The sequence below is a fragment of the Microbacterium proteolyticum genome (assembly GCF_030818075.1).
Taxonomy (GTDB): Bacteria; Actinomycetota; Actinomycetes; order Actinomycetales; family Microbacteriaceae; genus Microbacterium; species Microbacterium proteolyticum_A.
Genome location: NZ_JAUSZZ010000001.1, coordinates 3495335 through 3517378, shown reverse-complemented (window position 1 = coordinate 3517378; position 22044 = coordinate 3495335). Strand labels below are relative to the sequence as shown.

The following is a 22044-nucleotide window of genomic DNA, read 5'->3' as shown; positions in this document are numbered from 1 at the left end:
CGGGGGCGTGAGTCTGACCGCCTCTCCCGATCGTCGCCTTGCCGGGGCGAAACGTCGCGTTGGTCGGTGCGACCGCGAGCTCGAGACGTGTCCTCCGTCTCGACAGGCGAGTGCGCCGGAGATCAACCGCGTGGGGAGTGACAATGAGAAGGGTGCGTAGCGATGGCGCGTGGTGAGGGTTTGACGGCAAAGGTCGTGGATGGGGTGTCTCTCGAACGGGCACTGCAAGATGCCGAGGTCGCCAATAAGCGCGCCATCGAGCTCACGCGAGCGCTGCTCGAGCGCGAGGCTCAGATCGAGAAGCTGCAGATCGAGATCGTGTCGCTCAAGCAGCTCATGGACCCCCGCCGCAAGGTCGAGCACGTCTTCCGGAAGAACCACGCCCTGTACGTCATGGCGCGCCGAGCGCGAAGGATGATGGGCCGGTGACCCCGGCATCCACCCCGCGAATCCTGCTCGCCGTCACGTTCTACAACGGTCGTGACTTCGCTCGTCGGACCCTCGAGTCCATCGCGCGTCTGGACCTCACGGGCTTCGATCTCGACGTGCTCGTTCTCGACGACTGCAGTCCCGAGCCGGGTTTCAGCGAGTACCTTGGCGAGCTCTCGCGGGAGTTCGGTGCGACCTACTACCGTTCGCCGCGCAACCTCGGCATCCCGCGGAACGTCAACCTCGGTCTGGCGACGGCGCAGAAGCTCGCGTACGACTACGTGATCATCTCCAACTCCGACGTCATCTACTCCGAGAACGCGGTGAAGGTCCTCTTCGACGTCATCTCCTCGTCACCGTCGGCGGCGTCCGCGACCGCCTGGTCGACCAACGTCGATCCCTACTCGCTCCCCAACGGCACCGAGATGTACATCGAGACGCAGGAGGTCGCCGATCTCATCGGCGACGCCCTGAGCGTCCGCTTCGGATCCGAGGCTCTCCGCATCCCCGCCGGCATCTCGTTCGCGATGATCATTCCCGTCGCGGTGCTTCCGGTCGTCGGCCTGATGGACCCCGTCTTCGGCCGCGGGTACGGCGAGGAGTCCGACTGGTCGGCGCGAGCCACGAACGCCGGCTACGAGCACCTGCTGGCCAAGGGGTCGTTCGTCTACCACGCCGGCCGGGGCTCCACGCTCGCGGCGGGGGTGGTCTCGCAGACGGACATCGCCGACTGGAGCAACCAGCACATCGTCAACCACCGCTCGCCGATGTTCCGGTGGTCGGTGGACGGTTTCCTGCGCTCGCACGTCCTCGAAGAAGCGCAGATCGCCGCGGCGCAGGCGCTCGTCGTCGCCGCGGCCTCTCGGTGGGGCTATGTCGTGATCGACGGGGCGCAGGATTGGGAGGATGCCGACGAGAAGGTGGTGTCGGTGGCGATCCGGTCGCAGGCGAACGAGATGTGCACGGCGACGTGGTGCGGTTTCACCGTCGAGATCGACACCGACACCATCGACGTGCTGGGCGCGATCCGCGACTACTTCGGTGGCGCCGAGCCGATCTCCACGAACATCCCCGCCGCGACGTGGGAGGGCGCCGAAGAATTCGGTTATCCCCTCGGCGTATGATCGCGGTGCGCAGTCTGGGTGAGGCGTTCGACCCCCGTCACAATTCGATCGGTTTCCTCCGGTGGGCCATGGCTTTCATGGTCATCTTCTCCCATGCCGGTCCCATCGCCGGCATCTTCGGCGGCGTCGACATCGGTGCGCAATGGGGTGCGGAGACCTCCCTCGGCGGTATCGCCGTCACGGGATTCTTCTTCCTCTCGGGCATGCTCATCACTCGGAGCATGCTGCGCGCGCGCTCTCCGTTCCGCTACCTGTGGCACCGCGTCGCGCGCATCTACCCGGCCTGGTTCCTCATCCTGGTGGTGACCGCTTTCGCCCTCGCCCCGCTGGCGTGGCACCACGCGCAGGGGACTTTCCAGGGCTTCTTGACCTACCCGGACAATTCGCCACTGACGTACGTCTCCCGCAACTTCACGCTGGTTCTGAACCAGTGGGCGATCGCCGGGACGGGTGCGAGCACGCACGCGGTGCAGCTCGGCTACGACACGTGGAACGGTTCCGCGTGGACCCTGATGTACGAGTTCGCCTGCTATCTCGGCATCCTGGCCATCGGGATCATCGGGGCCCTGCGTGCGCGCATCGTGGGCGCGGTCGTGGCGGCGGGGCTGCTCCTGCTGAGCACCTTCCAGGCTCTGCACATCGGAGACCTCGGCTCCGTCGTCCAGACGTTCTCCAACCCGCAAGTGCTCCAGCTGATCGCGCCCTTCGCGTTCGGCACGTTGGTGCAGCTCTACATCGAGAAAGTGCCCTTCGACGACAGGCTCGGAATCGCCATGCTCGTCATCGCGGCGTTGTGCTGGTGGCGCGGCGGATGGTTCCTCTTCGGGCAGTACGCGTTCGCCTACGGGCTGATCTGGTTCGGCACGCGCGTCACGGCGCTTTCACGCTGGGACCGTCACGCGGACCTCTCGTACGGGATCTACATCGCCGGGTGGCCGGTGATGTTCCTGCTTGCGGAATACGGTCTGCCGGAGCGGGCGGGCGGCTTCGTCTACCTGCTGGCGGTCATCGTGATCGTGCACATCTACGCCTATGCGAGCTACATGCTCATCGAGAAGCCGGCGCTGGATCTGAAGAATTGGATGCCACGGCCGCTGGCGCGAATCCTCCGCGTCGATCCCGTGGCCCCGAGCGGAAGGGGGACGGGCATCGTGGCGCGTACGCGCTTCGTTCCGCTCTCGCTCCTGCTGATCGTCACGGCGGTTCTGGTCGTCGTCGGCTTCGTACGGTAGAACGCAGGAGATCCTCGTGAGCGAAATCGTCATTGTCACCGGTGCCGGCGGATACGTCGGGCGTCACGTCACCCGTGCGGTCGCCGAACTCGGATACGAGCCCATCGCGCTGGTGCGCCGTCGACGCGACGACGACTTCGATGCGGCGACGCGGGTCATCGAGGCGGATGTGCTGGACCCGTCGTTCGACATCGCGAGCATCGCACCCGTCGGTCGTATCGCGGCCGTCATCCATCTGGCCTGGCAGGACGGCTTCGTCCACAACGCGCCGTCGCATCTGGAACGTCTCTCGGACCACTACCGCTTCCTCACCGGTCTGGCCGACGCCGGGGTCGCGCGCATCGCCGCCCTCGGGACGATGCACGAGGTGGGGTACTGGGAGGGCGCGGTGACGGCCGAGACGCCCACCAACCCCGTCACCCTGTATGGGATCGCGAAAGACGCCCTTCGGCGTTCGGCGACGCTCAGCATCGGCGAGCGTGCCGCGTTCGTCTGGCTGCGTGCGTATTACATCCTGGGAGACGACCGTCGGAACCGGTCCATCTTCGCCAAGCTCCTCGAGACGGCCGACCGCGGGGAGACGGTATTCCCCTTCACGACGGGCCGCACCCTGTACGACTTCATCGATGTCGCAGACCTCGGGCGTCAGATCGCGGTCTCGGCGACCGCCGAGGGCGTCACCGGTGTCGTGAACGTCTCGTCGGGGGAGCCCGAGTCGCTCGCGAGCCGCGTCGAACGCTTCATCTCCGAGAACGACCTCGACATCGTCCTCCAGTACGGGGCGTTCCCCGATCGGCCGTACGATTCTCCCGGCATCTGGGGCGATGCGACCGCGATCACGGGCTTGATGGCGCAGTCGCCGTTCGCGGATCGCGCCTGACGGCGCCGCCGTCCCCGCGGCGCGGAGCCCTGAGGTCGCTGCCGTCGCCGCGGAGCCCTGAGGTCGCTGCCGTCGCCGCGGAGCCCTGAGGTCGCTGCCGTCGCCGCGGAGCCCTGAGGTCGCCGCCGTCCCCGCGGCGTCCTGAGGTCGCCGCCGTCTCGGCGGCGCGGGAGCGCGGCGCACACGTGCCGGGATGCGGGTCGCAGGCCAGGGGACGGACGTCCCTCACTCATGGGTGCCGCGTGCTCGAGGGGTTCAGCGACGACCCGTCGCGATTCCCTCCACGTCGATGCGCAGATATCCGGTGGCCCGGGGATCGAACTCGACGTTGAACGAGGTCGCCTGCATGATGTTGTGCAGGTCGTTGCCGTCGCCGTCGATGAGCGTGGCGTTGACGAAGTACTTCCCACCCGCCAGCGGCGGATCCTTCAGCACGAACGACACTTCCGCCTGCCCGACGATCGGCTCGACGGGGGTCTTCAGCCAATCCGTTCCCGTGACGAACATCTTGTGACCCATGTGATCATCGATCTGGATCCGGCATCCCCACGCGTCGAGCCGTTCGGAGGAAAGCGTCAGCCGGACCTCGAGATCGTCGCCGGGCTGAAGCGCCTCGCCGATCTGACGGCCGACGACCGTGGCGCTCACACTCCCGACCGATCCCTTGGGACGTGCCACCGTCGGCTCCCTGGCGTCGCGCTCCGCGACGCGGCGCTCCTCGAGAAGATCACGGAACCGTGCGACGGCAGTCGACGGCTTCCCGTCGAAGATCACTTCGCCGTGGTGCAGGAGCACCGCGCGGCTGCAGAGCTCGACCACCTGGTCGAGAGAGTGCGTCACGAGGATGATCGTGCGACCTTGCTTCTGGAAGTCGCGGATGCGGTCCATGCACTTGCGCTGGAATGCTTCGTCACCCACCGCCAGGACCTCGTCGACGAGGAGCACATCCGGGTCCGTGTGGACGGCCACCGCGAACGCGAGCCGCACGTACATGCCCGACGAGTAGAACTTCACCTGCGTATCGATGAAGTCGCCGATAGACGCGAATGCAACGATGTCGTCGAACTGCGCTTCGGTCTCCTCGCGGCTGAGACCGAGCACGGAGGCGTTCAGGAAGACATTCTCGCGCCCCGTCAGATCGGGGTGGAAGCCGGCTCCCAGTTCGAGGAGGGCGGCGAGGCGACCGCGTTCTTCGACGGTGCCGGATGTGGGATCGACGATGCCGCCGATCACCTTCAGCAGCGTGCTCTTGCCCGATCCGTTGTGGCCGATCAGTCCGATGGTCTCACCCGCGTAGATGTCGAGATCCACGTTCCGCAGTGCCCAGAATTCCTTCTTGTGCCGCCGTCCCGCTCGGCCGAGCGTGACCACGCGTTCCTTGATCGAGGAGTCTTTCCGGATGGTGAACTTCTTCGACACGTCTCGCATGCGGGCGACTTCGGGGCGGACGACGTCATCCGAAGGGGCGGTGGGGGAAAGCGGCATGACGTCAGAGTTCCTGGGCGAAGTTGCCCTGCAGGCGGATGAACAGGCGGTGGCAGAGGAGAAGGAGAACCGCGCCGATGACGAAGGCGATGCCCATACGGAGGAGGAGATCGGACGGCCATTCGGCAGAATCGCCGGCGACCCAGAAGGCTCGCTGGAATCCGAGGACAGCGAGGGTAAGCGGATTGTTCGTATAGATGTCGAGGACGACCGGAGAAGGGATGAGCGTCTTCGCCATCTGCCAGGAGTAGACGATGGGACTCGCCCAGAACAGCAGCATGGTGATGACTTCGACCAGATACTGCACGTCGCGAAGATAGACGTTCACGGCGCTGAAGAGCAGAGCGAAGGCGGTGCCGTAGACGAGGATGAGGGCTATCGCCGGGAACGCGTAGGCGAGTTGGAGGTGAAGCGGCGGCTTCGCGACCAGCAGGGTCGCTGCGACGAGCACGATGAGCTGGATGCAGAAATTGAAGAAGGCCGCCCCCACGCTCGACAGTGGGAAGACCTCGCGCGGCAGATAGACCTTCTTGACCAGACCGGCGTTCGCGAGCACGGATCCGGTGCCCCCGACCACGATCTCGGTGAAGAGCCCGATCGCGCAGAGGCCGGAGAAGATGTACACCGCGAAGTCGGGGATGCTCCTCGCGGCCTGGAGGAACTGGCCCATCACGACGAAATAGACGGCGAGCTGGATGAGCGGCCTGATCAACGACCAGAAGAATCCGAGCGTGGAATCCTTGTAGCGCGCTTTCAGGTCGCGGCGCACCAACAGGTTCAGCATCTCCCTGTGGGAGAAGACGGCACGGACTGCGCCCCACCACGCGCCGCGGCCGGTGACAGCCCCTACGGGCGTGAGCGGCGTCGCCGCCAAACGCTCGAGCCGAAGCGTCGCCTCTTCATTTGCACGTGACATCACCCCGATTCTACAGGGCATAGCTTCAGGTCCGATGGGCGTCGGAGCCGCACGCCGGCGGCACGTCCGCGTCAGTGTCCGGAGGACGTCAGATAGTCGGCCAGGCGCTGCTGCCAGGGTGCGCCCGGGCGGGGATCCTCCAGAACGCTGTTGCGCGGACGATCGGCGACGGGCTCCGTGGCGGCGGCGAAGTACTCGTCGGTGCTCACTCCGGTCACGCGGTCCGGGTCGTGCCCGGTGAGGCGGAAGACCTCTCGCGCCACGTCGAACCACGTCCCGGGCGTCCCGCCGCTCGTCACGTGGTGAACACCGAACGGCGCCCCCGTTCGAAGGAGCTCCTCGATGCGTGCCGCGACGTCGGAAGCCAGGGTGAGCCGACCGGTCTGGTCGTCGACGACCTTCGGGCTGATTCCCCGCTCAGCGAGGCTCGCCATCGTCCGCACGAAGTTGCGTCCGTCACCGACGACCCAGCTCGTGCGGACGATGTAATGCCGCGGGACGACCGAGACGATGGCGTCGCCGGCAGCCTTGGTCTGTCCGTAGACGCCGAGGGGGGACAGGACGTCGTCCGACGTATAGGGACCCTCCTTGCTCCCGTCGAAGACGTAGTCGCTGGAGACGTGGACGAGGGTGATCCCGTTGGACGTGGCCACCCGTGCCAGAGCCGCGACGGCGGTCACGTTGGCCGACCACGCATCGCGACGGCCCTCCGGAGTCTCGGCCAGGTCGACCTTGGTGTAGGCCGCGGCGTTGATGATGGTGCCGTAGTCGCGCCAACGACGCGCGGCGTCGAGACCCGGGGACGTGAGATCCAGGTCCTCGCGCGCGGCGTACTCGATCCACGGGTGATCGCCGAACTCCGCCCGCAACGCCCGACCGAGCTGTCCGTTGGCGCCGGTGATCAGCACCTTCTTCGGGGGCATGGGGACGACGTCCGCCAGGCGCGGGTGGCTCTTGTCCTTCGCGCTGATCTCGACGTCGTCGAGGGGGATGGGCCACTGGATGGCCGCCGTCTCGTCAGCCAGATTGAGGAAGGTGTACGTCGCCTCCGGGGACCAGTGGTCGTTGACGAGGTAGGTGTAGGCGGTGTCGGGCTCGAGGGTCTGGTACGAGTTGCCGACCCCGCGCGGGACGAAGATCGCGGTGGAGGGATCGAGTTCGGCCGTGAAGACGGCTCCGAAGGTGTCGCCCTTCCTCAGGTCGACCCACGCGCCGAAGATGCGGCCGGTGGCGACGGAGACGTATTTGTCCCACGGCTCGGCGTGGATGCCTCTCGTGGTGCCGACCGCGTCATTGAAGGAGATGTTGTTCTGCACGGGACCGAAGTCGGGCAGGTCGATCCCCGCGGCGGCCATCTTCTCGCGCTGCCAGTTCTCTTTGAACCATCCGCGCGCGTCACCGTGCACGGGGAGATCGAGCACGATCAGACCGGGAATGGAGGTCTCTCGCGCTGCCAGCGACTTGCCGAACTCGATGGACACCGGGGTCACTGTCCCTTGCTGGCGTAGAACGCTTCGACGCCGTCCTTCGCCGGTGCCCACCACGGCTCGTTCGCGCGATACCAGTCGATGGTGGCGGCGAGTCCGGACTCGAAGTCGCCGTATGTGGGCGTCCAGCCGAGCTCGGAGCGGAGTTTCGTGGAGTCGATCGCGTAACGCAGGTCGTGACCGGGGCGGTCGGTGACGAGGTCATACGCGTCGGAGGGCTGACCGGTGATCTGCAGGATGAGTTCGACGACGCTCTTGTTGTCTTTCTCGCCGTCGGCACCGATGAGGTAGGTCTCACCGATGACGCCCTTGTCGAGGATCGTCAGGACGGCGGAGGAGTGGTCGTCGGCGTGGATCCAGTCGCGGACGTTCTCGCCCTTGCCGTAGAGCTTCGGGCGAATCCCGCGCAGCACGTTGGTGATCTGCCGGGGGATGAACTTCTCCACGTGCTGGTAGGGCCCGTAATTGTTGGAGCAATTGCTGATGGTGGCCTGCACCCCGAACGACCGCACCCACGCGCGGACGAGCAGGTCGGAGCCGGCCTTCGTGGACGAGTAGGGGGAGGAGGGGTTGTACGGCGTCTGCTCGGTGAAGCGCGCCGGGTCGTCGAGTTCGAGATCGCCGTACACCTCGTCCGTGGAGATGTGGTGGAAGCGCGTCTCGTGGCGACGTGCGGCCTCCAGCAGCGTGTAGGTGCCGATGATGTTGGTGTCCAGGAACGGCCGGGGGTCGTGCAGGGAGTTGTCGTTGTGCGACTCGGCTGCGTAATGCACCACCGCGTCGGCCCCCGCGACCAGGGGATCGACCACGTCGGCGTCGGCGATGTCGCCCACGACGAGGCGCACGCGGTCTTCCGGGAGCCCGGCCAACGACGCCTCATTACCGGCATAGGTCAATTTGTCGAGGACCGTCACCGTGTGATCGGTGTGGGCGACGACGTGGTGCACGAAGTTGGAACCGATGAAACCGGCGCCGCCGGTGACGAGAAGGTGCGCCATCAGCGACCCCTTTCCAGGATCTCGAGCAAATAGGTGCCGTAACCGGATTTGACGAGTTTCACCGCGCGTTCGCGGAGCTCTTCGTCGGAGAGGAAGCCCTGCCGCCACGCCACCTCTTCGGGGACCCCGATGCGAAGGCCCGTGCGCCGCTCGATCGTTCGCACGTAATCGGCCGCATCGGTCATCTGATCGAACGTCCCCGTGTCGAGCCAGGCGGTACCGCGGGGGAGCACCTCGACCTGCAGCTTGCCGCGTCGGAGGTACTCCGCATTGATGTCGGTGATCTCGTATTCGCCGCGCGGCGAAGGCTGAAGGTTGCGAGCGATCTCGATGACGTCGTTGTCGTAGAAATACAATCCCGGGACCGCGTAGTTGCTTTTGGGTTCCGACGGCTTCTCTTCCAAGGAAACGGCTCGGCCGTCCCCGTCGAATTCCACCACGCCGTATGCGCTGGGTTCGGCGACCCAGTACGCGAAGACGGCTCCGCCGTCGACCTTGTCGTAGCGCTTGAGCTGCGTGCCCAGACCCGGACCGTAGAGCAGATTGTCGCCGAGGACGAGAGCCACGCTGTCGTTGCCGATGAAGTCCGCGCCGATCGTGAAGGCCTGGGCCAGACCGTCCGGCGAGGGCTGTTCCGCGAAGGTCAGATCGATGCCGAATTGCGATCCATCCCCGAGGAGGCGACGGAAGAACGGGGCGTCATGGGGGGTGGTGATGATGAGTACTTCGCGAATCCCCGCGAGCATCAGTGTCGATAGCGGGTAATACACCATCGGCTTGTCATAGACCGGAATCAGCTGCTTCGAGACGCCCAACGTGATCGGGTGCAGACGCGTACCCGATCCCCCGGCGAGAATGATGCCCTTCACGCCCCTCATGCTGTCATAAAAGGAGGCGTCCTCTTGACGCGAATCAGCACTCGCGGATCGGCCGGTGCACCAAGGCTCTCCGGCCGCGCGGGATCACTTCAGCAGCCGACGGGCTGCCATCTCTTCGAGTGAGCGCTCGTACTCGCCGCCGCCGACGGGCTCCTCGACCACCCATTCCACGAACCGTCGGACGCCCTCGGCGAATGGCACCGACGGCTGGAAACCGAGGACATCTCTCAGTCGCGAGGTGTCCGCCACGTTGTGGCGGATGTCGCCGAGTCGGTAACGACCGGATACGGACACCTCGACCTTCGCGTCGAAGGCGGTGGCGAGCGCGTCGACGACCTCCAGGACGGTGGTCGCCTGCCCGGAACCGACGTTGAAGATGCCACCCGCCGCGGCCGGCTCGAGTGCGGCGATCATCGTCGCCTCCACCACGTCATCGATGTAGACGAAGTCGCGGCTCTCTTCGCCGTCTTCGAAGATGTCGATGGCCTTCCCTTGGCGGATGAGGGTCGAGAAGATCGAAAGGATCCCGGTGTAGGGGTTGGAGAGGGATTGTCCTGGGCCGTACACGTTCTGGTAACGGAGCGAGACGGGCTCCACATCGATGGTCGGGGCGACGGTCATCACCAGAGACTCTTGCACGTGCTTGGTGATGCCGTAGACGGATGACGGATGCAGCAGGGCATCCTCCGGGGTGGGCACCATCTCGAGTTCCTCGCCGTCGGCACCGCGGATGGCGAAGTCGCCGCTCGCCATCGCCGCGTCCGAACGATGCGGCGGGAAGACGGTCTGCCCACTCGCGGACCGGTACTTCCCTTCTCCGTAGATGGATCGAGACGATGCCACCACCACACGTTCGACGCCGTGCGACTCGTTGGTGAGGAGATCCATGAGCTTGGCCGTGCCGCCGATGTTGACCTCGACATACCGGTCGATCTCGTACATCGACTGCCCGGTGCCGGTCTCGGCGGCAAGATGCACGACGATATCGACGTCGCGGAGCGCGGCGCGGAGGTCCTCCGTCGACGTGACGGTTCCCTGCTGCACCTCTGCCACCTCCGCCACCGAGCGGAGCGTGGGAGACGTCTGCGTCGGGTCCGCCCCGTGAACCTGGGGGAGAAGAGCATCGAGGACGCGCACTCGATGACCCTCGGCGACGAACCGGGCGGCGAGGCGGCTGCCGATGAAACCGGCGCCCCCCGTGATGAGGACATGTCGTGGCATGCCTCCGTCTTACAGGATGACGTGGAGCTAGTCCATTTGGGTCACCCGGCAGGCGGACGCCCTTCGGCCGCGACGTCAGTCGTGTGTCGCGGTCGCGGCGAGGGCGTCCAGAAGCGCATCGGCCGCCGCATCCCAGGTGAACCGACGGGCCCGCGCGCGTCCGGCATCCGCCATTTCGCTGAGGACGTCGGAGTCGGCGAGCGTGGCACGGATCTGCGCCGCCATGTCGTCGGCATCGGCCGGGTCGAAGTACCGAACCGCGTCTCCACCGACCTCGCGCAGGACGGGGATGTCGGAGCAGATCACGGGGCAGCCGCGCTCCATGCCCTCGAGCACGGGAAGTCCGAAGCCTTCGAACATCGTGGGGAAAACGACGGCGGCAGACGTCCGGTAGAGGCTCTCCACCTCGTCGTTCGTCAGCCAGCCCCGCAGGTCGACCCACTTCTCGATACCGAGTTCTGCGGCGACTTTCCGGAGGGGGTCGTCACCGTGGCTGCCCGAGATCGTCAGGGTGGGGCGCTCCGCCTCCGGGATGAGCGCGAGCGCCTCGAGCAGTCGGGGGAAGTTCTTGTGCGGCATCCGGTTGCCGAGGCTGAACAGGCCGGACCGGGGACGGGGGGCCTCACTGGTCGTCACGCCGGAACCGCCGGGGTGGATGACGGTCACGTCGGACGCACGACGTCCGGTGACCTCGAGGATGTCGGTGCGGGCCGCCTCGGAGACGGTGACGATGCGGGTCGCGGCTCGAGCGGCTCCCGCGATCAGCAGCTTGGTGGGAAGGACGCCCAGCTTGCTGGGGAGGAACTCGGGGCGCTTGAACGCCAGCACGTCGTGCAGCGTGAGCAGCAGGGGGGCCGAGGGGCGGGGCGGCCCGAAGTTCGCCGGAGCGTGGATGACGTCGGCGCCGACGGCGCGTGCCGCGCGAGACACACCGAAGAGTTCACCCCATGCCCACTGCGGGCGCTTGTCGCACTGCAGGCCCGAGTCGATGAGGCGGCCGGGGAACCAGTCGGCGCCCGCCGCGGCCAACTCGCTGCTCGCGTACCCGACGAACTCCCAGCCCGGTCGCGCGGCGAGCCGGGAGTAGATCTGACGCGCGACGGTCTCGGTGCCCCCCTGCTTACCGGTGAAGAACAGAAGGTCGACGAGCACGCGGGTCACGGTGCGATCCTACCGTCGGGGTCCGCGGCTCCCCGGGGGGCGGCGGGTGCGGGTGCGGCGACGAGGTCGAGGTACGACCGCCGTGTGCGACGGATCATCCAGGCGGTGGAGATCGCCTCGGTGAGGGCGTAGCCGATGGCGGTTCCCAACGGTCCGACCGCGAAGGTGAGGGCGATCATGACGGGCAGGCCCACCGCGCTCGCGACCAGCGTGGCGACCATCACCGTCGACGTCGCATTCGCGGGGAACAGGAAATGCCGGATCATCGACGTTCGCGTGGAATAACACGCGAAGGCGAAGCCGAGCACGATGACGATGCTCAGGGGGGCGGCGGCGCGTTCGCCGAACAGCACGAGGCTGGCGAACGACCCGAGCGAGCCCAGGGCTATCCAGCCGAGCACCCCCATTCCGATGTGCAGGCCGAGTGCTCGCCGCAGCCGGTGCGCCCGCGCATCCCCTGTGACCTCGGCGGTCCAGTACTGCAGGGCGTTGGCGAGGGTGAGGGGGAGGAACTGCCCCAGCTTGACCATCTTGTCGCCGGAGGCGAACCCGGCCGCGTCCCCCGGCGTCACCGCGGTGACCAGGGGCACCGGAACGGACGAGTAGAGGCCGAGGGCGCCCTCGTTCACGGCGACGTGCCCCGTGAGACGGAAAAGGGTCGGAACACCGCGACGCGAGGGCCACGAGGCCGGGAAACGGCGCAGGATCCGGGCGGTGTAGAGCGACGTGCCGATGACCGTGACCGCGATACCGGAGAGGGGGTACAACTCGACCGGGGCGCCCGCGAAACCGATGGCGCCCGCGACCAGGATCGCCGCGATCACGCGGGGCACGGCATCGTACAGAGCGATGGACCACGGGTCGCCCAGGCCCACAGCGAACCAGGTGTACGACATCGCGATCAACGCCCCCTGGAGCCCCATCAGCACGGCGAGCAACGCGTGCCCGTCCGAGGCGACCAGGGCACAGACCACCGCCATGATCGGCAGCGCGATGAGAGCGGTCAGCGACCGCACCGTCAGCGCTTCGCGATACAGCTCACCGCGGCGGGCATCGGATGCCACCGAGACCATGGCGGGGCCGACGGTCGTCCACCCGAAGGCGAGCGCGATGGCCGCGAAGGTCCCGACGGCTTCGCCGGCGAGCGCGCTCGCCCACCCTTCGGGTCCGGTCGTGCGGGCGAGGAACGGCAGGACGACGAGGGGAGAGACGGCCGCGAGAGCGGGCAGGACCGTGAAGCCCAGCAACCGTCGGCGTGTGGCCCGGCTCTCGGGTACGGAGGAGGCGATGAGGCGTCCTAGCTCTCGATGACGGCTTCGGGGCGCTGCTCGCGCCGGGGCGTGGTGAGCACGCCCGAGAAGAAACTCATCATCACGGTCTGGAAGCCGAGGATGATCAACAACGCGCTCGGGACGGCGATGCGCACCGCCTGGGCGGCATCCTGCCTGCCGAAGTCGAGATTGCCCCACAGGGCGACCTGCACGATGCCGATGACGATGCCGAGGACGAACAGCCCCAGGCCGATGAGCAGGCCGCGCTCGGCCGACCACTTCGCGACGATGCGACGGTATCTCTCGCTCGTCGGGAGGAAGCCCTCCTGCGTGGCATAGAGCTTCGTCAGCCAGAAGAACAGCAGCGATTGGAACCCGATCACGCACAGGGCGCTGGCGTACACCATCGTCGTGACGTCGAACCCGACGCCGCCGATGTTCACTCCGCCGAAGGAGAGCACGCCGACCGCGATCGCCCCGAGGAAGAAGGCGACGAGACCGGGGAAGACGAACAACCAGCGCGGCGCGAAGAGGAGCAGGAAGCGCAGGTGACGCCACCCGTCGTGCCAGCTGCGCAGGTGCGGCGGGCGGGAACGTCCGTCTTTCTTCAGCGTGGTGGGCACCTCTTCGATGCGGTAACGCGCCAGGGACGCGCGCACGACCATCTCGGAGGCGAACTCCATTCCCGTCGTCTGCAGGTCGAGGTCGCGGATGCGCGCTCGGTTGAACCCGCGCAGACCGCAGTGGAAGTCGCGGATGCCGGGGCGGAAGAACAACTCGCCGATGAAGGAGAGCACGGGGTTGCCGAGGTACTTGTGCAGTGGCGGCATGGCGCCCGGCTCGATCCCGCCGCGGAAACGGTTGCCCATCACCAGGTCGGCTCCGGCGCGGAGGCGCTCGACGAACGGCTCGAGGTTCTCGAAGTCGTAGCTGTCATCGGCATCCGCCATGATGACGTACCGCCCGTACGCGGTGTCGATCCCGTTGATGAGTGCGGCGCCGTAGCCGCGGCGCGGGGCGTGCGACACGCGCGCGCCGAGGCGCTCGGCGATGGCCTGGGAGCCGTCGGTGCTGCCGTTGTCGGAGATGAGGACTTCTCCGCGGATGCCGCTGCGCTGCAGGAAGCCCTGCGCCTTGCGGATGCAGACCTCCAGCGTCTCGGCCTCGTTGAGGCAGGGCATGAGGATCGTCAGTTCGACGTCGCTCGGGGTGGGAGTGCTCACGGACTGTCTTCTTTCGTCTTCACCGGGGCGGGTGTCGGCAGCGGCAGTGCCGACAGGATGCCTTCCACGGTGCGGCGGATGGTGCGAGTGCCGACGGCGGTGTCGTACCAGGCGCGCGCGGTGCGGCGCAGGTCGTCACCGCCGTCGACGACGTCCCGGATGGCCCGGGCGAGGTCGGCGGGTCGGGTGGTGGGGGAGACGACGCCGTTGACGCCGTCGTCGATGAGTTCGGTGGCGGCGTTGCCTTCGTCGGCGACGAGGACGACCGGGGTGCCGTGGGCGTTCGCCTCGACGACGACCAGGCCGTATCCCTCGCGGCGGGACGGGTTGGCCAGGGCGACGGCCCCGTGCAGCAGGCGGTCGAGCTCGCCGTCGGGGACGAAACCGGGGAAGTCGGTCCAGCTCTCGCCCCCGACGCGGCGGACCTCGGCCCGGATGAGGTCGGAGCTCGGTCCCGTACCCAGGATGACGAGGCGAAGGTCGGGGATGTGCTCGCGGGCGGCGGCGACCGCGGCGGGCAGGACCTCGACGCGCTTGTCGGGGATGTGCCGCCCGGCGTAGAGAACGTACGGCGGGTCGGTCGCGGGACCGGGGGCGGCGACCTCGACCGCGCCGTCGATCAGGCCGGGGCTCACCACGGGCGGGCGGCGGAGGCCCTCACGACGCAGACGGGTCGCGGACAGTTGCGAGTGGCACGTCGCCAGCGGCGTCACGGCGATGGCGGCGCGCTGGAGCACCCAGGCGAGGGTGCCGGTGACCGCACCCGCGTACTCGACCCACTGCCGGCGGTGCCAGACTTCGAGGTAATCGACGACCAGCCTGGTGCCCGAACCCAGCAGGGCGAGGCGCGCGGCGAAGACGTTGAAGATGGGCAACCCGCTGACGATGACCGCGGCGTAGCGGCGACGGTGGCGAGCGAGGAACCGGAACAGCGACGAGGCGTAGCGGAGGGCTGCGGGGATGCGGCGGACGCCGCGCGCGTCGTACAGCGACAGACGGGGCGCGATCGGGAGGACGCGGAAGCCGTCCTCCACCGGTGTCGCGCCGTCCCACTGCACGGCGGTGAGGTAGTCGACGTCGAGGCCGAGGTCGCCGAGCACCTCGGCCATGGCGCGGTATTGGCGTTCACCGCCACCCGTGGTGAACGGGAAGAGGCAGTCGTAGGCGACGGCGACCGTCGAGGCGCGCGTCACCGTCAGCACCCCTCGATGCGGAACAGCCGGGCATCGGGGCCCTGCGAGTCCACGAGCACCAAGTGTCGGGAAGGCGAAAGGTTCTGGATGCCGTCGTACGCGGCGGCGCCGGCGGGGTCGATGACGTCCTGGCGGCCGAAGTCGAGCACGTAATCGATGCCGATGTCGTCGACGGTCCGGCAGACGGCCGGGTCGGACTCGATATCGCGAAGGTTCGCATTCAGGAACAGCTGCTCGTCAGAGGGTGAGCCGAAGATGTGGCGCTGCGTGACCTCTCGGCCCGAGAACGCCAGCGCGAGCGAGGCGCCCGTGCGAGGGCTCCCCGCGATCAGCGCGTCGGGCGGGGTCTCCTCGGCGAGGCGCCCCAGGAGCGCCTCCTCATCGGACGACAAGATGAGGGAACTGTCGGTATAGGCATAGGCCTCGTGGACCTGACCGAGGGCGATGCGGACATTGGGGCCGAGCGCCACCGAGAAGACGGCCAGGATGCCGACGAGTGCGGCGACCGGGGTCACCCAGGCGTGCAGGCGCCGGTCGGCTGCGAGGCGGAGGGCCACGTCGACGATGACGAGGGCGCCCAGGGTCGCGACGGGGATGGCGACGAGGGGGAGCAGAGCGGCCAGGCGGTTGGAGTCGTTGTACCAGGGGTTGGTCAGCAGCTGTCGTAACGGATGGTCGATACGCAACCCGGAGGCGACGACGAACAGCAGAACGGCGACGGCGAAGGGTGCGGTCACGGGCAGCAGACGCGACGTCCGGGCGACCGCGATGAATCCCACGACGAGCAGAAGGGTCACCAGCACGGTCGGCGTGTACCCGCGGGGGGCCCGCGAACAGGCCCTCACCGAGCGACTGCGCAGTCTGCTGCCACGGCGTCCATCCCGAGTGCTCCGCACCCGTGCGGAACACGAGGAGGGTGACAGCCGACGCGGCCGTGAGACCGGCGGTCGCGGCGACGAGGGCGGTGACCGAGGAACGCGTCCGGGCGGTTGCGGCGGCGATCGCCAGGGAGGTGATGACGAATGCGGCGGCGAAGAGCAGCAGGCTGAGGAAGGCGTTCGGGTGTCCGAGGAACGTACCCCCGGAGAGCAGGGCGATCAGCAACGCCGAACGGACCCACGCCGGTGCTCCGCGTTCCGGCAACGCGGAGACCACCGCGGCCAATGCGGCCGGCACCATCGCGTAGCCGACCAGGTTGGGGTAGAGGACTCCCCAATTGAAGAACAGCGCGGGAAATGCGCCGAAACCGGTGGACAGAGCCGCCGAGACGACGAAGGCGGTGCGCCGCTGGGCGAAGAACGCGCCGGCGAGTGCCATCGTCGACGCCGGCCAGAGGATGGAGACAACGGCGAGGTTCGCCCCGTTCACAGCGACCGGCACCGTTGCGCCGGTGAGCTCGGCTCCGAGGGTGGTGAGGGCATGCCACGCGTTCGGATAGAAACCGATGTCGGAGGTCGCGCCGATCTGGAAGGGAGAGGAGCTGCCCGACTTCAGGGCGAGTCCGATCGCATTCAGATGGACGATGTTGTCGAAGCGTTGCGCGATGTTCTCCGGCTCACCGAACGCGCGGACGAAGGAGACGAGGCTCACCGCGGCGGCGGCGCTGAGGGAGAGGAGGGCCACAAGACGGGTGCGTCGGCCGCTCGGCGCCGCGTCGACCCCCGCGCCGCGGCGGAGCAGGAGGGCGATGCCGACCACCACGAGCGTGACGAGAGCGACGGGCAGCAGGTTCCAGGTCAGACCGACGACGGGGGCGAGAGTGGCCGCGACGGCCACGATGGTCGTGGAAACGGCCGGCGCCAGCAACAGGCGTCCAGGGCTCCGCCACCCCCAGCCGGCGACGACGACCGAGAGGCCGGGCACGATCAGAACGGCCGCGGCGACCAGGTACGACGGAATCGCGCTGACCCAATCACCCATGCAGTTTCGTCCCCATCCACGGCTTTTCGACACGTCATCGTATCGGACGGTCACTGCGGGGCCGCTGAGCGCGCCCGGTGACCGTGCAGGCAGCGTGGGTAGTATCGAGCGTTGTCCCCGTGGGGCGTTCCCTTCTTCTTGACGTGAAAGTCGTGTGCTCGGTATGGATCTCCTCATCGTCGGTTCGGGTTTCTTCGGCCTCACCATCGCCGAGCGCGCGGCCGCCGCGGGCCGCAAGGTCACCGTCATCGACCGCCGCACCCACATCGGCGGCAACGCGTACTCGGCGGATGAGCCCGAGACCGGCATCGAGGTGCACCAGTACGGTGCGCACCTGTTCCACACGTCGAACCCGACCGTGTGGGAGTACGTCAACCGGTTCACGCAGTTCACGAACTACGTCCACCGCGTGTACACGACGCACAAGAACGTCGTGTTCCCGCTGCCGATCAACCTCGGCACCATTAACCAGTTCTTCCAGGCGGCGTACACGCCCGACCAGGCGAAGGCTCTGGTGCAGGAGCTGGCGGGGGAGTTCGACGCGAAGGATGCCGCGAACCTCGAGGAGAAGGGCATCGCCCTCATCGGCCGACCGCTGTATGAGGCGTTCATCCGCGACTACACCGCGAAGCAGTGGCAGACCGATCCGAAGGACCTGCCGGCCGAGGTCATCTCGCGCCTGCCCGTGCGCTACACCTACGACAACCGCTACTTCAACGACACCTGGGAGGGCCTCCCGGTCGACGGCTACACCGCGTGGCTGGAGCGCATGGCCGATCACCCGAACATCGAGGTCAAGCTGTCGACGGACTACTTCGACGAGTCGCAGCCGCTGAACAAGAAGGCCACCGTCGGCCAGGTGCCCGTGGTCTACACCGGTCCGGTCGACCGGTACTTCGACTACGCCGAGGGCGAGCTGTCGTGGCGCACGCTCGACTTCGAGCAGGAGGTGCTGCCGATCGGCGACTTCCAGGGCACGAGCGTCATGAACTACGCGGATGCCGACGTGCCGTACACCCGCATCCACGAGTTCAAGCACTTCCACCCCGAACGCGCCGACCGCTACCCGACCGACAAGACCGTCGTCGTGCGCGAGTACTCCCGCTTCGCCACGCGGGCCGACGAGCCCTACTACCCCGTCAACACCGCGGACGACCGCACGGGCCTGCTCGCCTACCGCGAGCTCGCCAAGGGCGAGCGCGACGTGCACTTCGGCGGGCGCCTGGGCACCTACCAGTACCTCGACATGCACATGGCCATCGGCTCCGCCCTCTCGATGTGGAACAACACCCTCGCGTGAGGAAGCCGTGCCTCTGACCCTCGGGTCGAGAACCCGGTCGGCGCGCGCGGACCGGAGAGAAGAGGGACGCTGGGCGTATCGGCCCGACATCGACGGGCTGCGCGCCGTGGCGATCGCGCTGGTCGTCGTGTACCACGTGTGGTTCGGCCGGGTCTCCGGCGGTGTCGACGTCTTCCTCATGCTCTCGGCGTTCTTCCTGACCCGCGGCTTCGTGCGCAGGATGACGGGCCCGGCGCCGGTGCGCCCGGTCGCGCACCTGCTGGGCCTCTTCCGGCGGCTGGTGCCGGCGGCATCCGTGACCCTTATCGGCGTCCTGGGCGTGGTCTGGGCGGTGTATCCCGAGACCGCGTGGCGACCGGTGTGGGAGCAGACCTGGGCGTCGCTGACGTACTCGCAGAACTGGCTCCTCGCGGCGGACGCCGTGAACTACTACGCGCCGACGGAGACGCTGAGTCCGCTGCAGCACTTCTGGTCGATGTCGGTGCAGGGGCAGGCGTTCGTCCTGTGGGTCGCGCTGCTGGGACTGTGCCAGTACGTCGTGCGGCGATGGGGTCTGTCGCCCGACCGGGTTGTCGGGGTCGGCTTCGGAGCGGTTTTCACCCTGTCGTTCATCTTCTCGGTGGCCTGGACGGCGACCGCCCCGCAGGCGGCGTACTTCGACACCGGCGCGCGCTTGTGGGAGTTCGCCGCCGGCTCGCTGCTCGTCGTCGCGCTTCCCCACCTGCGTCTGAACGGGCCGGCACGGTCGATCCTGGGGTGGGCGGGGCTGGCGGGTCTCCTCGCCCTCGGCATGCTCGTCGACGTCCGCGGAGGGTTTCCCGGCTTCCTGGCGCTGTGGCCGGTGCTGTGCGCGGCGGCGGTCGTCGCCGCGGGCGCGGGAGACGGCAGCCGCGGGCCCGCGCGGCTCCTGGCATCCCGCCCGCTTCGCGCATTGGGGCGCGACGCCTATGCGCTCTACCTCGTGCACTGGCCGATCCTCGTGACGTACCTGGTCGTGAACGACCGCGCGGATGTCGGATTCGTGGACGGCCTCGGAATCGTGGTGCTCTCACTCGTGCTCGCCCGCGCGCTGACGGCTGCGATCGACCGGCCGGTGAGGGCCTGGCGTCGAGACGACGCCTCGCCGGTGGTACCCCTCGCCGTGCTCGCCGCCGCCGTCGTCGCGGTCGCCGTCCCCCTCGCTGCGTGGACGACGACGACCGGCGCGCGCGAGCGAGCCGTCGAAGCCCGCGCGCAACTGCTGAACCCGGGAGCCGCCGTGCTGAGAGATCCTGCGCGTGCGGTGCCGTCCGACGACGCGCCGATGCTTCCGCTTCCCACGCTGCTCGACGACGAGTGGACCCAGCTCGAGCGCGAGTGCACGGGCGACTGGGCCACCGACGCCGAGGAGCTCATCGGGACGTGCGGGGAGACCCCGCACACGGCGCGCGCGCACCGGACCGTCGCGGTCATCGGCGACTCGCACGCCCAGCAGATCACCGCCGCGCTCCTGCCCACGGCGGAGGCGAAGGGGTGGGGTGTCGTCCACCTCATCAAGGGCGGGTGTTCGATGGGGCTCGACGAGCCGGGGATGGACGAGCGGTGCGACTCGTGGCGCGAAGCGGCGATCCGGCTCGTCGAACAGGTGCAGCCCGACGCGGTGATGACGGTGGTCACCCGCTCCGACGCCGGCGAGGACGAGGAGAAGGTCCGCCCGGGCGTGGACCGCTTCCTCGACCGGATGACGGCGGCGGGCGTGGAGGTGATCGCCGTGCGCGACAATCCGCGCTTCGACTTCGACATGTTCGGCTGCGTCGTCGAGGCTGCCGATCCTCTCGACTGCGCCGTGCCCCGCTCGGCATCCCTCGCCGAGAGCAACCCCGCTGAGGCGCTCGCCCGCCCCGGGGTCAGTCTGGTGGATCTCACGACCTCGATCTGCCCCGACGACCTCTGCGTCGGGGTCATCGGCAACGTCGCGGTCTACCGCGACGACAACCACCTGACGCGTCTGTACGCGCGCACGCTCGGTCCCTCGCTGGCGGAGCAGCTCCCCGCGACGGTCGGCTGAGCGGTCGCCGTCGACGGCGAGGAATCGCCCGGTGAGTCGGCTGCCCGGGCGGGTGCTTCTCAGGCTCAGCCCGTAGCATGGAGAGGTTGTCGTCTTCAGAACGTGAGCTGTCCATGGATCTTTCCGTCATCGTTCCGACCTTCAATGAGGGCCCGAACGTCGCCGAACTCGTGCGTCGCACGACGGATGCCATGGCGGGCCGCGTCGTCGAGGTGATCTTCGTCGACGACTCCACCGACGACACCCCCGACGTCATCCGCGCGGTCGCTCGGACCGCGTCGATCCCTGTGCGTTTGATCCACCGTGACGACCCCGTCGGTGGGCTCGGCGGTGCGGTGGTCGAAGGCATCAGGGCCGCCGCCTCCGATCGGTGCGTGGTGATGGACGGCGACCTGCAGCACCCGCCGGAGGTCATCGCCGACCTGTACGCCCGCGCCGAGCAGGGCGACGTCGATGTGGTCGTGGCATCCCGGTACGTCGCCGGAGGCACCTCCGACGGCCTCGCGAACGCGGTACGCACCGCCGTGTCACGCGCGTCGACGCTGCTGACCAAGGCGATGTTCCCCCGCAAACTGCACAACTGCTCCGACCCGATGACCGGGTTCTTCCTCGTGGACCGCCGCGCCTTGGACATCGACACGCTGCAGCCGCGCGGATTCAAGATCCTGCTGGAGATCCTCGCCCGCACCCAGCTGCGCGTCGCCGAGGTCCCCTTCTCCTTCGCCGCGCGCTTCGCCGGCGAATCCAAGGCGTCGTTCAGCCAGGGCATGCGGTTCCTGCTGCAGCTGACCATGCTCCGCTTCGGTCGCATGTCCGCCTTCGCTGTCGTGGGCGGGCTCGGGGCCCTGGCCAACCTGGCGATCATGTGGGCGCTGCAGATGGTCGGCGTGCAGTACATCGTCGCCGCGGTCATCGCGAGCGTGGTCACGATCGTGGCGAACTTCCTCGCCCTGGAGTACCTCGTCTTCGCCGACATGCGCGCCGAGTCGGGGCTCATGCGCCACCGCTTCATCAAGTCGTTCACCTTCAACGGCATCGAGGCGATCGTGCGCATCCCGGTGATCTGGGTGCTGGTCAGCCAGGCGCACATCCAAAGCGTCCTCGCCGCCGCCCTCACCCTCATCGCCGCGTTCGTGGTCCGCTTCGTCTTCCACGCCCTCGTCGTCTACGCCCCCAAGAAGAGCCGCGTCGGCAAGGCCGTGCGCGCCATCGAACCCCTCGAAGACGAAGTCACGTCGTAACGGAAGCAGGCCCACGCCGAGCCGTCGATCCGTCGAGC

18 protein-coding genes and 1 pseudogene are annotated in these 22044 nt (G+C 68.0%); 7 read left to right on the top strand and 12 right to left on the bottom strand.

The genetic code is table 11. The annotated features are described in order from the left end of the window. The first annotated feature begins 204 nt into the window (after positions 1 to 204). The 4 genes from QE392_RS16365 to QE392_RS16350 are packed head-to-tail and all read left to right on the top strand — an operon-like array spanning position 205 to position 3665. Entirely contained in the window at positions 205 to 429 is a 225-nt protein-coding gene (locus QE392_RS16365) for a hypothetical protein (protein WP_307453556.1), read from the top strand. Further along, a complete protein-coding gene (locus tag QE392_RS16360; protein WP_307453554.1) occupies positions 426 to 1553 on the top strand; it encodes a glycosyltransferase family 2 protein in 1128 nt (375 codons plus the stop codon). Before QE392_RS16365 ends, QE392_RS16360 begins: the two co-directional genes overlap by 4 nt. Then, positions 1550 to 2785, top strand: a complete 1236-nt coding sequence (locus QE392_RS16355; RefSeq protein WP_307453551.1) for an acyltransferase family protein — start codon at positions 1550 to 1552, stop codon at positions 2783 to 2785. The genes QE392_RS16360 and QE392_RS16355 overlap by 4 nt, the downstream gene beginning before the upstream one ends. 16 nt (positions 2786 to 2801) lie before the next feature. Continuing rightward, on the top strand, positions 2802 to 3665 hold the full coding sequence (locus QE392_RS16350; RefSeq protein WP_307453549.1) for an NAD-dependent epimerase/dehydratase family protein: 864 nt from the start codon (positions 2802 to 2804) through the stop codon (positions 3663 to 3665). Between the two features lie 255 nt (positions 3666 to 3920). Here QE392_RS16350 and QE392_RS16345 read toward each other — a convergent pair whose 3' ends face one another. The 12 genes and pseudogenes from QE392_RS16345 to QE392_RS17580 all read right to left on the bottom strand — a co-directional run. After that, positions 3921 to 5150: an ABC transporter ATP-binding protein gene (locus QE392_RS16345; protein ID WP_307453547.1), complete on the bottom strand. Its 1230-nt coding sequence runs from the start codon at positions 5148 to 5150 to the stop codon at positions 3921 to 3923. A gap of 4 nt (positions 5151 to 5154) precedes the next feature. Then, positions 5155 to 6066, bottom strand: a complete 912-nt coding sequence (locus QE392_RS16340) for an ABC transporter permease (protein WP_307453545.1) — start codon at positions 6064 to 6066, stop codon at positions 5155 to 5157. A gap of 71 nt (positions 6067 to 6137) precedes the next feature. After that, on the bottom strand, positions 6138 to 7547 hold the full coding sequence (locus QE392_RS16335) for a bifunctional dTDP-4-dehydrorhamnose 3,5-epimerase family protein/NAD(P)-dependent oxidoreductase (RefSeq protein ID WP_307454176.1): 1410 nt from the start codon (positions 7545 to 7547) through the stop codon (positions 6138 to 6140). A gap of 5 nt (positions 7548 to 7552) precedes the next feature. Then, the gene (gene rfbB / locus QE392_RS16330) at positions 7553 to 8551 is read right to left on the bottom strand and encodes a dTDP-glucose 4,6-dehydratase (RefSeq protein ID WP_307453543.1); all 999 of its coding nucleotides are present in this window, start codon (positions 8549 to 8551) and stop codon (positions 7553 to 7555) included. Next, positions 8551 to 9420, bottom strand: a complete 870-nt coding sequence (rfbA, locus tag QE392_RS16325; protein ID WP_307453542.1) for a glucose-1-phosphate thymidylyltransferase RfbA — start codon at positions 9418 to 9420, stop codon at positions 8551 to 8553. The genes rfbB and rfbA overlap by 1 nt, the downstream gene beginning before the upstream one ends. Before the next feature lie 93 nt (positions 9421 to 9513). Then, positions 9514 to 10650 (bottom strand): NAD-dependent epimerase/dehydratase family protein, encoded by a 1137-nt coding sequence (locus tag QE392_RS16320; RefSeq protein ID WP_307453540.1) that lies wholly within the window; start codon positions 10648 to 10650, stop codon positions 9514 to 9516. A 75-nt stretch (positions 10651 to 10725) separates the two neighbouring features. Then, on the bottom strand, positions 10726 to 11811 hold the full coding sequence (locus QE392_RS16315; RefSeq protein ID WP_307453539.1) for a glycosyltransferase family 4 protein: 1086 nt from the start codon (positions 11809 to 11811) through the stop codon (positions 10726 to 10728). Next, on the bottom strand, positions 11808 to 13058 hold the full coding sequence (locus QE392_RS16310; protein ID WP_307453536.1) for a lipopolysaccharide biosynthesis protein: 1251 nt from the start codon (positions 13056 to 13058) through the stop codon (positions 11808 to 11810). The genes QE392_RS16315 and QE392_RS16310 overlap by 4 nt, the downstream gene beginning before the upstream one ends. 50 nt (positions 13059 to 13108) lie before the next feature. After that, the gene (locus tag QE392_RS16305; protein ID WP_307453534.1) at positions 13109 to 14305 is read right to left on the bottom strand and encodes a glycosyltransferase family 2 protein; all 1197 of its coding nucleotides are present in this window, start codon (positions 14303 to 14305) and stop codon (positions 13109 to 13111) included. Further along, a complete protein-coding gene (locus QE392_RS16300; protein WP_307453533.1) occupies positions 14302 to 15507 on the bottom strand; it encodes a glycosyltransferase family 4 protein in 1206 nt (401 codons plus the stop codon). The genes QE392_RS16305 and QE392_RS16300 overlap by 4 nt, the downstream gene beginning before the upstream one ends. Next, complete coding sequence (locus QE392_RS16295; RefSeq protein WP_307453531.1) at positions 15501 to 16343, bottom strand: DUF6541 family protein; 843 nt, start codon at positions 16341 to 16343, stop codon at positions 15501 to 15503. The genes QE392_RS16300 and QE392_RS16295 overlap by 7 nt, the downstream gene beginning before the upstream one ends. Positions 16344 to 16398: 55 nt before the next feature. Further along, positions 16399 to 17418: pseudogene (locus tag QE392_RS17580) on the bottom strand (DUF6541 family protein); the annotation flags it as partial. 163 nt (positions 17419 to 17581) lie between these two features. Between QE392_RS17580 and glf the strand changes: the two are divergent. The 3 genes from glf to QE392_RS16275 all read left to right on the top strand — a co-directional run bounded on the left by glf (position 17582) and on the right by QE392_RS16275 (position 22006). Beyond that, complete coding sequence (gene glf, locus QE392_RS16285; RefSeq protein WP_307453527.1) at positions 17582 to 18718, top strand: UDP-galactopyranose mutase; 1137 nt, start codon at positions 17582 to 17584, stop codon at positions 18716 to 18718. A gap of 7 nt (positions 18719 to 18725) precedes the next feature. Then, entirely contained in the window at positions 18726 to 20765 is a 2040-nt protein-coding gene (locus QE392_RS16280; RefSeq protein ID WP_307453526.1) for an acyltransferase family protein, read from the top strand. A 113-nt stretch (positions 20766 to 20878) separates the two neighbouring features. Then, positions 20879 to 22006, top strand: coding sequence for a glycosyltransferase (locus QE392_RS16275; protein WP_307453525.1), 1128 nt, complete (start codon positions 20879 to 20881; stop codon positions 22004 to 22006). Positions 22007 to 22044: the final 38 nt, after the last annotated feature.

What these genes read in the sequence shown, in the direction of transcription:
- QE392_RS16355 (WP_307453551.1), top strand. Translation starts at nt 1,550, where the DNA reads ATGATCGCGGTGCGCAGTCTGGGTGAGGCGTTCGACCCCCGTCACAAT.
- glf (WP_307453527.1), top strand. Translation starts at nt 17,582, where the DNA reads ATGGATCTCCTCATCGTCGGTTCGGGTTTCTTCGGCCTCACCATCGCC.
- rfbB (WP_307453543.1), bottom strand. Translation starts at nt 8,551, where the DNA reads ATGGCGCACCTTCTCGTCACCGGCGGCGCCGGTTTCATCGGTTCCAAC.
- QE392_RS16320 (WP_307453540.1), bottom strand. Translation starts at nt 10,650, where the DNA reads ATGCCACGACATGTCCTCATCACGGGGGGCGCCGGTTTCATCGGCAGC.
- QE392_RS16345 (WP_307453547.1), bottom strand. Translation starts at nt 5,150, where the DNA reads ATGCCGCTTTCCCCCACCGCCCCTTCGGATGACGTCGTCCGCCCCGAA.
- QE392_RS16340 (WP_307453545.1), bottom strand. Translation starts at nt 6,066, where the DNA reads ATGTCACGTGCAAATGAAGAGGCGACGCTTCGGCTCGAGCGTTTGGCG.
- QE392_RS16275 (WP_307453525.1), top strand. Translation starts at nt 20,879, where the DNA reads ATGGATCTTTCCGTCATCGTTCCGACCTTCAATGAGGGCCCGAACGTC.